This is a genomic window from Flavobacterium sp. CBA20B-1 (assembly GCF_028473145.1).
Lineage (GTDB): Bacteria > Bacteroidota > Bacteroidia > Flavobacteriales > Flavobacteriaceae > Flavobacterium.
The window spans coordinates 223399-235928 of the sequence record NZ_CP092370.1 but is presented as its reverse complement, the minus strand read 5'-3'; the positions used below and the strand labels follow the sequence as shown (position 1 = coordinate 235928).

Here is a 12530-nt window from a genome sequence, read left to right as displayed (position 1 = left end):
GGGTGATGTAGCGAAATCCGCTTACGCTCCTTTCGCTACATCGGGGCGACGCCTGCACCGCACGATGCGCTTGTCGCTTCGCGAACTTCGCACATCATGCGGTTTTGCTAAATCCTTTCCCCGAGCAAGCTCGGAAAAAGAACTTCGCAAAGCCGCCGCCCCGTTATAGCTACAACCATCCAAACGAAACGCAGAGAAGAAAATTTTGATTTCATACCAATAGTTGGTATATTTGAAAAAATATTTGGAACTATGGCTAAAAACACATCTATTTTGCTCGGGGATTATTTTGACAATTTTATCAGCCGACAAATTAAAACAGGAAAATATTCTTCCGCAAGTGAAGTTGTTAGAGCGGCTTTGAGAATGTTCGAGTACGAAGAGTCAAAAAGAACCGAACTGATAAAGGAACTGAAAAAAGGAGAAAAATCAGGTTTTGTAAAAAACTTTGACAGAAAAGAACTTTTAAATAGCCTTCATCAAAAGCATTTGAGTAAATAATGGGGTATAAAATCAGTCATGAAGCGAATCGGGATATTGAGAACATTTGGCTTTATACATATGAAAACTGGTCGCTCGAACAAGCGGATAGATACATCAACCTGATAATTGACGAAATAGAATACTTAGCGGAAAATCCAAAATCAGGAAAAGATTATGGGCATCTAAGAAAAGGCTATTTTCGTTCTCAAATAAAATCACATTTCATTTTCTATAAAATCAGTCTAAAAAGAGAAGAAATTGAAATCATCAGAGTTTTGCATCAAAGAATGGATATTGAATCCCGACTGACTGAATAAAAATGGCTGTAGCTAATCGAGTAGACGGCTCCGCCAATAACTGACGGAGTGCGCCTCTCACACCACCGAGCGTACGGGTCACGTACTCGGCGGTTCGCAAAGAGATGGATTAAGCTCTAAATATAATTCGGTTAAGGAAATATACCCCCTTTTCTTCAAGCGTTGTAAAGTAATGGTTGTTCCTAAAATAGGACTTTGTGCAATTGCCCAACCTCCTTTCCGAGTTCTGCTCCAAGCATAGGCGTGGTCTTGGTCAACTCCTAATCGAATCAGGTTTTTCCGCTTTCGTTCAGGTTTCTTCCAATGATGCCAAATGCAGTAGCGCAGTCGGTTACGTAACCAACCATCTAAATCTCGTAATTTGCCCAAAATACTCGTGCCTTGAAAATAGTTCAACCATCCTCGTTGCACTTTTTTTATCTTGGTAATACGTTCTTCAAACGTGGCTGGTGTAGTTTTTCGGGTTATGGCTTTGAGTCGCTCTTTTAGTTTCTTCCATGCCTTTTCCGAAACGATGAGTTGGTATTGATTCTTGCTTCCTTTTTTGTACGTAGGCACAAACCCAAAACCTAAAATCGTGAAGTTGATTGGTTTTCTAATACCGCTCTTTTCTTCATTTATAGTTAATTTGAGCTTGTTTTTCAGGAACTTCTCAATTACCACTCTCGTAGCTTTGGCTTGATTGTGGCTTTTGCAATAGATACTAAAATCATCCGCATAACGTACAAATTTGTGTCCTCTTCGGGTCATTTCCTTATCCAATTGATGCAGTAAAATGTTCGACAATAGCGGACTTAAGGGACTTCCTTGCGGAACGCCTTTTCTTCTCTTTTGTAGCTTTCCGTTGATTTTAATCGGTGCTCTGAGCCATTTACGTATGAGTTGCAGGGTAGCTTTGCATTTTACTTTCTGATAAATTAAATTCAGTACTAAACAATGGTCAACTTCGTCGAAGAAGTTTTTCAGGTCGATATCAACAATGTGATTGAGCCCTGAATGGATGTATTCCCTAGATTGTCCAACAGCTTGTCGGGCATTCTTCTGGGGTCTAAATCCAAAACTATAATTACTAAATTCGGGTTCAAAAAGTGGTGCAAGGGTTTGTGCTACGGCTTGTTGCAACACACGTTCTGTAGTGGTGGGAACACCCAATAATCGGGTGTTTCCGTTTCCTTTCGGAATTTCGATACCTAAAATGGGGTGTACTTGGTAGTTTCCGTGTTTGATGTCTTCAATCAGTTGTAGTTTCTTTTCAGAAAACACCTTGCGGAGTTCTCGGATAGAAACACCATCAACACCCGCACTGCCTTTATTGGCAATAACGTGTTCCAATGGTTTTTGAAGATTAAACGGTTGTACTACTCTTGTTATCATTTTAGCTTGTTTTAACCTGTTTTCGTTAAGTAGGGCTACTATGCGTTCCGTTACTCATTAAAAACCTCTTTACGTTCGGTCCTTCCTTAATTGTGAGTCCTATGCGGTATCTATTCGCACCTCGTTTGCCTTCAAGTACTATGACCTCTGCTGACTTCTCTTTGTGATTAACTCGTAATCTTTTGCCCGCCCGCCTGCTGGCTCGTTCGCTAAAAATGTCCACCGGACATTTTCTTTACGCTCTGCCCTCCTGGTAAATGCTTTTCCCTTCCATCTATCACCGGTACATCTACATAACAATAATCTGATTTAATAACATGTTCAGAACACTGTTTTGGACTTCGTATTGCTGTGGATACTCATCCTTATTGCTATGCCTCATATGTACTTTTTGTTCGTCGGTACAGATTTTTGCCGTTTGACTTCCTTTAGTGCATACCTCACGGTAAACCACCTTGTCACGTGCTAACGGTTCGGATTGTTAGTCCCGCCCGTAAGGGACTTGCACCCTCTGGAAAAATAACACCCCCGAAAACTAGGTTCATAAAACTAAATTTGTATTTTTGAACTATTTGAAAAGCTTTCGGGGTGTGTCCTGCATATGCAGGGCACACACATCACCTATACGCAAGCAAGGGTTTTGTTCTTCATAGGATAGGAAAGTGATAAATTTAAAGTTCAGTTCTTCGTAGAAAGTTCAGTGGTAAAAATCCCTGCCTGCGTATAGCTGAGGACCGTTAGCTTGCATTTAAAAAACGATACGAAAAATTGAACGATAATAATAAATGAAAAAACTATTTACAATCCTTTCCATTCTATTGACAACTCTTTCAGCGTTTGCACAATTTGACAAAAATTCAGAATTATATAAAACCATTATAGCAAAAGACAGTTTACTTTTGACGTTGGTTTTAACCATTGCGACATCAAACAGTTTGAGAATTTGTTGAGCGACAACCTTAAATTTTATCACGACAAAGACGGAATTTCTGATAAAACAAAATTTCTTGCAGACCATAAAAATGGAATTTGCAACAACCAAACCAATCGCCAATGCAGCAATTTTTGGTAAAAGAAAGTAGTGAAATTTTCCCTCTTTATAAAATGGGATTCTTTATGGGGCGGTTCAGAATGGCGAACATAAATTTTCAGAAAAAAGAGAAAGTCAAGGTGGAATTGCAAAGTTTACCAACGTTTGGCAATTGGAAAATGGCGAATGGAAACTAACAACTTCTTTTAGTTTCGACCATCTAGCTGACAAAAATATAAAAAACAGAAAAATCAACTTTTGATAATCAAACTAATATTGAAAAATGGTTGAAAGAAAATAAAGTTCCAACTTTGGGAATTGGCGCTTTTGAAAATACCAAACTGCAACAAGTAAAAGTTTTTGGCGAAATCATAAAAAAGTAGATGAGCGCCTTAAATACCGTTTCTAATGTAGCTTTTTAACAAAATCTATAACCGCAATGGTTGCCTTAAAATTTATGAATTGAGACAAGGAGAATTTGGAAGAACCCGTTTATAAATATTTGACTGACCCAGATATTATTAACGACCTAGAAAATAAAAATTGACAACAAGAATTTTCCTCTCGAACAATTACAGTATTTGCTCCTTTGCTTTTTAAATAAGCATTAAGTTCCTTTCCAACTACATCTGGAAATACCAATTCAAAATCGGGATAATTTTTCTCAATATATTCAATACAATAGTGAATTATAAATCTATTAGGATAAAAAACTCCTTTATGTAATAGCGTATCTAACAAAATTTCTTGTTCTCTTCCAAAGGTTAACATCTTGTTTATAAGCATATTCTATAGCTTTCTCCCAAATAAGAACTTTTTTTTTCTTTAAATTTTCTGGCGTCAATTCATTTATTTGTAATTCATTTACCTCGTAAAAACCCATTTGGTATCGGTGGATAAATTTGCATCGAAGCCATATCCTTCTTCATTGAACTGTTTAATATCTTCAACATTTGTAATATTATTTTTTGCCATGTAGCGCACCATCAACCCGCGCGCTTTTTTAGCGAAAAAGCTAATCATTTTTAGTTTTCCGTCTTTGTAATCTTTAAATTCGGGCGTAATGATTTTTGCTTTTAGTGTTTTTTTATCAACTGCACCGAAATATTCGTTGCTGGCTAAGTTTACCAACACATCGCCTTTTTTATAACCTTTGTTTAAAGTTGCTGTGACAGTTTCTTTCCAAAAATCGTGTAAGTCTTTTTTATCGGCAATTGGCAGTTTTATCCCCATTTCCAATCGATAAGCTTCTATTAAATCTAAAGGTTTTAGCAAACCATACAAACCTGAAAGTATATTAAGGTGTTTTTGCAAATAATCTATTTCGCTTTCTTTTAATGTATAAGCGTTTAACCCTGTATAAACTTCACCGTTGAAAGCAAAAACCGCTTGGCGAACTGAATTATTAAGTTCCGTTAACTTATATTTTCTTGCTTTATTTCGTTGCCAATTTAAATCTGCTAGGTTAGCAGAAATATCCATTAACTTACTTAAATCTTCGGGTTTTAGTGTTTTTAAAACTTTATGCACCTCTTTACTTTGCTTGATAAATGCAGGCTTTGTAAAGTTTTGTGTAGGTAATTCGGTTTCAAAATCTAAAGATTTTGCTGGTGATATGATTATTTTCATTTTCTGTTTTATTTTTTTTATAGCTTATGATGATAAACCACAGATTTCACAAATTTACACAGATTAAACTTTTAAAAAGCAACACTTCACCTATTAAAAATTCGATTCCATATATTTTTTAAAAGTTGCATGCCGTCACGTTTATCTTTTGGAAGTTCTTTCACAGCATATCCATTTTTTGTAGGAATTAACTGATAGGAAAAAGCAAATTGGGTTTCGTTATCGGTATTTTTCAACAATCCAAAACGCAAATCATTAAAAACCAATCCGTTTTTGTTTTGTGTTATAATGTATTGATTTTCGGATAGTTCTTTTAATCGATTGATGTTCTTATCATTCAAATGATTGATTAATTTTTTGTTTTGCTGGAAATATTGAAAATTCATTTCTTTTGAATCAAAAATAGCATAATCTGAAATATAAAAACCATTGGTATCTTGAATAATTACATTCCACAAAAAACTGTTTGAAAAAGTGGGTTTTATGGTTGTTTGAACGGTTTTAGAGGGAAATTGTTTATAAAACTGACCTTCCACCCTACTTTTTACCATTTGTTGAACACTCAATCCCCAAATTAAATAAAAGGTGCTTATACCTAAACCTGTGTATGTTATTGCTTTTTTCTTCTTCTTCAAACCCCAAAAAACAGCTATTAATAATGGAAGGGTGTAAAACAAATCGACTACAAAGACTGATTTCAAGGCTATTTTATTTGAAACAGGCCAAAAAAGCTGAGTGCCCCAAGTGGTAAAAACATCCAATAATGAATGCGTAAGCAAAATCAAAAATATGGTTATATATAGTTGTTTTAACGAAGTTTCTTGAAACCAGCGTTTAATTAGAAAAGTTAGGAGCATGCTTAACATTAAAAAGAACATAATGGAATGGGAAAATCCCCGATGGATTTCGATTTCGGTTAGCGGATCATTAAAAATCTTTGCAATGTAAATGTCTAAATCAGGTAATGTAGCAACGATTGCACCCAATAAAAATATCTTTTTGGTGCTTACACTTTTATTTAAAGCTACATGTGCAACGCTTACTCCTAAAACAATTTGGGTAAATGAATCCATAAAAAAACTGCTCATTTATAGGAATGAGCAGTTCAAAAATACAATATATTTCTTAATTACATGTCTTGAAAAATCGTGTGCATTAAGCGTTTTTTATCGTTAATGCTTTCTTCTAAAGAAATCATCGACTCGGTTCTGTAAACACCCTCAATATCATCGATCATAAAAATTACTTCTTTCGCATGACGAGTGTTTTTTGCACGAATTTTACAGAAAATGTTGAATTTACCTGTAGTAACGTGTGCCACCGTTACAAACGGAATTTCATTGATACGCTCTAAAACAAATTTTGTTTGCGAGGTATTGTGTAAGAAAATTCCTACATAAGCTATAAATGAATATCCTAATTTTTCGTAATCTAACGTTAAAGAAGAACCTTGAATAATACCTGCATCTTCCATTTTTTTAACGCGCACATGGACTGTTCCTGCAGATATTAACAATTTTTTTGCAATGTCTGTAAAAGGTACCCTTGTGTTATCAATCAACATATCTAATATCTGGTGATCAATTTCATCTAATCGAAACTTACTCATATAACAATTTTTATCAATTATTTTTTTATTTGTGAGTGCAAAAATACAATGAATTATTATAAAAAATATATTTTATAGTAATTATTTTTTAGATTTTAGCAAAGCATTAACATCTATATACTAAATTACTAAGAAATCATTACATTTTTTAGAGCATTTTCAAGGTCTTTTGAACTATTTACTACTTTTTTAGCAACATTTACAATGTTGTGTGAAAATTGATAGGCAGGCGCCGACTCAAAATCTACTTCGGGTTTTAACAACAATTCACCATTCAAAATATGCTCTTTAAAAACAATAGGAAGCTTTGAAAAGGTAGCATAATCGGGGTTTTCGGTAGCAAAATTTTCAATCAATAGATCTACAAAATTCTTCTGATTTTCAGGTATTTCCATATAGTGAGTAATCGATAAATTCTTATAATCTTCAGACAGTAAGGAATTCAACAAGATAATTAAGCTATCAAAAACCAGTTTTTTGGCAACCAAACGTTGGTAATCATTCGGATAAAACCCAGCTTCAAACAAAATAGTAGGTGTATTTAAATGGGTAAATAAATCACCAATACAATTTATATTGAAGCCATCATCGAACCGGCCAATATGTCCTGGAACCGACTTTTTTAATGATTGATGCATGGCAGCGATTAACTGCATAGCAAACTTTCGGGTGTTGTTGATACTGCGCTCTTCATTGTATGCCGGAGCTAAAAAAGAAAGCGTAGCAGCATTTGAAGTGTTTCCCGCAGAAAAAATAGTGCGTTGATCATGCATATTCAGTGCTAAATTTGGTTGCGTTTCATTAAAAACAGCACGCAACAATTGCGATTCTGGCTGTGAAAGGTTTACCGAATCTCTATTCAAATCAACCGCATTGGCATTTACACGAGTAAAGGCTTCTGCTCCATCAGGATTTAAAACCGGGATAAATGTAAACGAAAATTTTTCTAACCAATGCGTATTTTTTCCTTCATTCACATAGTGTAAAAAATCAACAATTGCCCGAGTAGTCGTAGTTTCGTTTCCATGCATTTGAGACCACAGCAAAATCTTAAAATCACCCGTACCAAAATCAACTCTGTAAATATTTTTTTGTTGCACACTTTTCCCTAAAATTGAAATTTTGAAAATGGATGCATCCAATTGTTGAAGGACTTTTTCTAAGTGAAAATTTGTGAAATATCGTTGATTGATTTCGGCTTGTTTTAGGAATTGCATAAGGCACTTTAAATTTTTATCAAATATAAGCGCATTTATCGAAGTGTTTGCATCCGAAGTGGTGTTTATTTTTGTAAACAAACAAGCAATACCATACCAGGCACTAAAATAAATAATAAATTTAATCTACTTAAAATCAAATAATTAAATATCATAATTTAAACTTTTAGTTTATACTTAAAACACACGTTACAATTGTAAATATTTTATTGTTTACATTTGTAAAAATTCGTAAGTTTACAATTGTAACAGCGTTTTTACGTATTTATCAATCTTTTTTAGTAATGAAATTCAGTTCGCAACTTCAAAAAATAATGCATCATTTTAAACTTTCTACCACCGAAATGGCAGATAAAATTAATGTGCCAAAAGCCACCATTTCGCACTTAATTTCAGAGCGAAACAAGCCCAGTTTAGAATTTATCACAAAGGTGCATACTACTTTTCCATCGATCAATTTGGAGTGGCTGATATATGCAAAAGAACCTTTTTTGATGGCTGAAAAAACTTCAGAAAATAATGTTTTGCATCCATCCCCTACTTATGATTTAGAAAAAAAATCGTACCCCGAAATAGCAATCGCAGATGAAAACTTGACCACTAGCAATGAAAATAGTTCTGAAAAATTAATTACAAATGAAGAAAACATTTTATCTTTCGGCTCTAAAAAAATTGACAGTATCGTGATTTTTTACAATGATGGCAGTTTTAAACAATACCAACCCTGAATGAATTTTTTAAAAAAATACCTAAGTTATTTGAATGTAATTCCCGAAAAAACCTATTCTTCGGCATACAGCGGTATTTTAGAAATTAATTGGCTAAACGGCAAAAAAGTTTTAGACACACAAAACACCAATTATTCTTATGGAAACTTGGGAAAAGTGCTGAAAAAAGCGCTGCAAGCTACCAAAACCGATTTTCGAAGCAACGAAGCATCAATACTTGTTTTGGGGTTGGGTGGCGGTGATGTGGTGCAACAATTGCGGAGAAATTTTCAATCAAAAGCTGTAATTACCGCAGTTGAAATCGATCCAATGGTGATTCAAGTGGCTATGAATGAATTTGGAATTATTCCCAATCAATCGCTTGAAATTGTAAATAATGACGCATTTCAATTCATAAAATATTCTTCAAAAAGATACCATGTAGTAATTGTTGATTTGTTTAACGATACCGAAATTCCTGAATTTGTTTTTCAAAACAGCTTTGTAGAGCAAATTTACAAGGTGCTTTATACAAATGGAACAGCAATTTTTAATACTTTTATACTCAATGAAGTACACAATTTGCGAAATGAAAAATTGCTTGCACTACTAAAAAAGCATTTTGAAGTGCAATCGTTTAAAAATTTATACGGACACAATCATTTAATGGTTACTCAAAAAATAAAATGAAAAAATACAGTTACATAGCAATTGCTTTGTTGGGTTTTATAACCGCAAACGCACAATATACAAAGGATATCAACACCAATCGACCAAGTTCTTCAATGGGTGCTTATAGTGTGAGCAAAGGAATTTTTCAGATAGAAGGTGGATACACTTATCAAAACGATGAATTTCATAGTGATAAAACCAATACTTTTAATAATTCTCAGGTGCAATTGCGCTATGGAGATATGTTGGAAAACTTAGAGTTTGTTGGCGATTTTTATTTCACCAGTTACAAACAAACAGATTATGGAATTGATATAACAAACAGCGGTTTTAGACAGTTGAACTTTGGTGTAAAATACCTGATTTATGATCACTATAAATATTATGTAGAAAAAAGAAACGTGTACAGCTGGAAAGCCAATCAACGTTTTAAATGGGGCAGATTGATTCCGGCAGTAGCACTTTACGCTGGTGGGCAGTTTAATTTTGAGCACAATTTGTATTACCCCAATTTACCCGAAGTGGGCTTAAAAACCATGTTGATTGCACAGCAACATCTAAGCAAACGCTTTAGCATGACCTACAATTTTATTGGTGAAAATGTTACCGAAGAAGCATACAGAAACATTAGTTATATTGTAACAGCTTCGTTGGGATTAAGCGACAGATGGAGTATTTTTGGCGAACACCAAGGAATTATTGATCGCAAATATGAAAACATTTCAGTTCCGTTTATGAACGAAGCTTCGCTGAAAGGTGGATTAACCTATAAAATTCATCAAAATTTACAGATTGATGCGTTCGGTGGAACAAGCCTTGAAAACAGTCCGCATAAAATTCAGGCTGGAATAGGTGTTTCATGGCGCAATCACAAAAAATTCGAGTTTAAAGATCCTACCGAATTATAATTTTTTATTTTTATATTTGCCTAAATGTGTTAAAAAACGTATTACATGAAATTATTAGAAGGAAAAACTGCAATCATAACAGGTGCAACCCGCGGAATTGGTAGAGGAATTGCTTTAACTTTTGCAAAACAAGGTGCAAACGTGGCATTTACATACAGCTCGTCTGAAGAAGCTGCAATTTCTTTAGAAAATGAATTAACAGCTATGGGCGTTCAAGCAAAATCATACAAATCAAACGCAGCAGACTTTAACGAGGCGCAAAGTTTGGTGGATAGTGTATTGGCTAGTTTTGGAACTGTTGATGTTTTAATCAACAATGCAGGTATTACCAAAGACAATTTGTTGATGCGTATGAGCGAAGAAGATTTTGACAACGTAATGGATGTAAACTTAAAATCGGTTTTTAACATGACCAAAGCCGTGCAAAAAACCATGCTTAAAAACAGAAACGGTGTGATTATCAACATGAGTTCTGTGGTGGGTGTGAAAGGAAATGCAGGTCAGGCAAACTATGCAGCATCAAAAGCTGGAATCATTGGTTTTTCAAAATCGGTAGCATTGGAATTAGGTTCTAGAAACATTCGTTGCAACGTGGTGGCACCAGGGTTTATCGAAACCGAAATGACTGCAAAATTGGGCGAAGAAACAGTAAAAGGCTGGACAGACGCTATTCCTTTGAAACGCGGCGGTACACCAGAAGATATTGCAAACGCTTGTGTGTTTTTATCATCAGATTTGGCTACCTACATTACGGGTCAGGTTATAAATGTTGATGGCGGAATGCTTACATAAAATAAACAATCATCTAAAGATATAAACCGTTGGATTTTTTAAGTACCAGCGGTTTTTTTGTATCTTTAATAGAAAATTATCTAGCTATGAAAAAGATCTATTTATTACTCATTTTTGCTCTGTTAACAGTGATTTTTTCGTGTAAAAGCAAACAAACCGCAACCGATGACAGCAAAACTGCAGTTAACTTCGATGAAAAGACATTTGATCCTTATTTTAAAGGATTAGGTACAGAACCTTTTTGGAATATTGAAATAAACGACGATTTTGTTGTTTATAAAGATATTAACGGAAAACAAGAAGTATTTACCATTCAAAACACCCACCAAGCCCAAGATGCAAATGTGCGATTGATTAGGTCAGAAAACAACAACAAACAGTTAGAAATCACGATTGCACAAAAACCGTGCTCTGATGGCATGTCGGATCAATCTTTTGATTACAAGACCGATGTTACGATCATTTCAAAAGATAAAGAGCTGCAATTAAACGGTTGTGGAAATTATGTGATTCCTGTAAAAATGCAAGGAAAATGGGAGCTTATTTCGTTTAAAGGAAATGAAGTTCCTGCTAACAAATTCTTAAAAACACCCTATTTACAATTTGAAAATGAAGAAAATCATGTAAGCGGCAACGCAAGTTGCAATGGTTTCAGTGGTGCTGTTTATTTTGATAACGAACACATTCGCTTTTCCAAATTAGGGGTAACACGCATGATGTGTGTACATGATAATATGGAAACCGATTTTTTGAAAGTTTTAGAAACCATAACCCATTACGAACTTAAGAATGATGAATTGCATTTATTCTCTGGAACTGATTTACAAATGATACTAAAGAAAAACTAACAAAAAAAGAAGACATTTGGTCTTCTTTTTTGTTGATATACCCTTATCGCGTTTTAAACTGTTGCTTTTGGTCTTTGTGTTTCCAGCGTTTGTGCGTCCAGAAATAATATGCAGGAGCCGCTTTTATTTGTTCTTCCACTTTATCCAAAAACATTCGAGTGGGCTTATATTTAGGCTCGTTTTTAATATCGTCGGTAATTTCAGAAAAAGTAGCTTGATAATGTCCGCGTTTCGTTTTTTCCACCTTTAAATACAAAATATTCATATTTAATTTTCTTGCCAAAGCTTCAGCACCCATGTGAACCGGTACTTCAATTCCCATAAAGGGTTCCCAATGCAAGTTTTCTCGTAATAACGGCGTTTGATCGCTTAAAAACAAATACGTTCCATATAAACCCTTTGCTTGATTTTCACGAATAGTGCCTGTTGTGTGATGTGTATCAATCAATTCAGCATTAAAACGCGAGCGAATGTCTCTAAAAAGTTTATCGAAATGTTTATTTTTTAACGCTTTATAAATTCCAAAACCTTTAAAATCTAAATGTTGCCCCAAACCAATCACCCACTCCCAATTTCCATAATGCGGCAACATTAAAATAATGCTTTTTTGTTTTTGTTCGTAGGCTTTCATTAGTTCCACATTTGTAAAAACAAAGCGTTTATCTAACTCTTTTGGAGAAATGGTGATGGTTTTTATCATTTCTAGAAACAAATCGCACAAATGAATGTAAAATTTCCGTTCGATTTCTTTTCGTTCAGCAGCTGATAAATGGGGAAATGTCAATTCTAAATTGTAGCGCACCGTTTTCACCCGATACTTCACCACTTTGTATAATATAAAATAAAAAATATTTGAAAGTAAATACAATACCCGAAATGGCAGTACAGACACACACCACAAAAACGCATATATAACGATAAATAAAAGATATTTCATTAATGAA

15 protein-coding genes are annotated in these 12530 nt (G+C 34.4%); 8 read left to right on the top strand and 7 right to left on the bottom strand.

Going from position 1 to position 12530, the window contains the following annotated elements:
* Nucleotides 1–252: 252 nt before the first annotated feature.
* Nucleotides 253–501 (top strand): type II toxin-antitoxin system ParD family antitoxin, encoded by a 249-nt coding sequence (locus MG290_RS01135; protein ID WP_264562097.1) that lies wholly within the window; start codon nt 253–255, stop codon nt 499–501.
* On the top strand, nt 501–800 hold the full coding sequence (locus MG290_RS01130) for a type II toxin-antitoxin system RelE/ParE family toxin (RefSeq protein ID WP_264562096.1): 300 nt from the start codon (nt 501–503) through the stop codon (nt 798–800). Before MG290_RS01135 ends, MG290_RS01130 begins: the two co-directional genes overlap by 1 nt.
* Nucleotides 801–878: 78 nt before the next feature.
* Here MG290_RS01130 and ltrA read toward each other — a convergent pair whose 3' ends face one another.
* Entirely contained in the window at nt 879–2174 is a 1296-nt protein-coding gene (gene ltrA / locus MG290_RS01125; protein ID WP_264562095.1) for a group II intron reverse transcriptase/maturase, read from the bottom strand.
* Nucleotides 2175–3227: 1053 nt separating this feature from the next.
* Between ltrA and MG290_RS01120 the strand changes: the two genes are divergently transcribed.
* Nucleotides 3228–3401, top strand: a complete 174-nt coding sequence (locus MG290_RS01120; RefSeq protein ID WP_264562094.1) for a hypothetical protein — start codon at nt 3228–3230, stop codon at nt 3399–3401.
* Between the two features lie 295 nt (nt 3402–3696).
* Here MG290_RS01120 and MG290_RS01115 read toward each other — a convergent pair whose 3' ends face one another.
* From MG290_RS01115 to MG290_RS01095, 5 genes are all read right to left on the bottom strand, one after another.
* Nucleotides 3697–3975, bottom strand: a complete 279-nt coding sequence (locus MG290_RS01115; protein ID WP_264562093.1) for a hypothetical protein — start codon at nt 3973–3975, stop codon at nt 3697–3699.
* A gap of 93 nt (nt 3976–4068) precedes the next feature.
* Nucleotides 4069–4833, bottom strand: a complete 765-nt coding sequence (gene yaaA, locus MG290_RS01110) for a peroxide stress protein YaaA (RefSeq protein WP_264562092.1) — start codon at nt 4831–4833, stop codon at nt 4069–4071.
* 86 nt (nt 4834–4919) lie between these two features.
* On the bottom strand, nt 4920–5906 hold the full coding sequence (locus tag MG290_RS01105; protein ID WP_264562091.1) for a metal-dependent hydrolase: 987 nt from the start codon (nt 5904–5906) through the stop codon (nt 4920–4922).
* Nucleotides 5907–5962: 56 nt separating this feature from the next.
* Nucleotides 5963–6442 carry an Lrp/AsnC family transcriptional regulator gene (locus tag MG290_RS01100; RefSeq protein WP_264562090.1) on the bottom strand — a complete coding sequence of 160 codons (480 nt, stop codon included), beginning with the start codon at nt 6440–6442 and terminating at the stop codon, nt 5963–5965.
* Between the two features lie 128 nt (nt 6443–6570).
* Nucleotides 6571–7659, bottom strand: a complete 1089-nt coding sequence (locus MG290_RS01095) for a M14 family zinc carboxypeptidase (RefSeq protein WP_264562089.1) — start codon at nt 7657–7659, stop codon at nt 6571–6573.
* 314 nt (nt 7660–7973) lie between these two features.
* Between MG290_RS01095 and MG290_RS01090 the strand changes: the two genes are divergently transcribed.
* The 5 genes from MG290_RS01090 (at nt 7974) to MG290_RS01070 (ending at nt 11586) form a co-directional block, all read left to right on the top strand.
* The gene (locus MG290_RS01090) at nt 7974–8387 is read left to right on the top strand and encodes a helix-turn-helix domain-containing protein (RefSeq protein ID WP_264562088.1); all 414 of its coding nucleotides are present in this window, start codon (nt 7974–7976) and stop codon (nt 8385–8387) included.
* Nucleotides 8388–9056, top strand: coding sequence for a spermidine synthase (locus tag MG290_RS01085; RefSeq protein WP_264562087.1), 669 nt, complete (start codon nt 8388–8390; stop codon nt 9054–9056).
* Nucleotides 9053–9946, top strand: coding sequence for a transporter (locus MG290_RS01080; RefSeq protein WP_264562086.1), 894 nt, complete (start codon nt 9053–9055; stop codon nt 9944–9946). Before MG290_RS01085 ends, MG290_RS01080 begins: the two co-directional genes overlap by 4 nt.
* Before the next feature lie 45 nt (nt 9947–9991).
* Nucleotides 9992–10738 carry a 3-oxoacyl-[acyl-carrier-protein] reductase gene (fabG, locus tag MG290_RS01075; RefSeq protein ID WP_257499158.1) on the top strand — a complete coding sequence of 249 codons (747 nt, stop codon included), beginning with the start codon at nt 9992–9994 and terminating at the stop codon, nt 10736–10738.
* An 86-nt stretch (nt 10739–10824) separates the two neighbouring features.
* Nucleotides 10825–11586 carry an META domain-containing protein gene (locus MG290_RS01070; RefSeq protein WP_264562085.1) on the top strand — a complete coding sequence of 254 codons (762 nt, stop codon included), beginning with the start codon at nt 10825–10827 and terminating at the stop codon, nt 11584–11586.
* A 43-nt stretch (nt 11587–11629) separates the two neighbouring features.
* Here the strand turns inward: MG290_RS01070 and MG290_RS01065 are convergent, their stop codons facing one another.
* Entirely contained in the window at nt 11630–12523 is an 894-nt protein-coding gene (locus tag MG290_RS01065) for a lysophospholipid acyltransferase family protein (protein WP_264562084.1), read from the bottom strand.
* Nucleotides 12524–12530 lie beyond the last annotated feature (7 nt).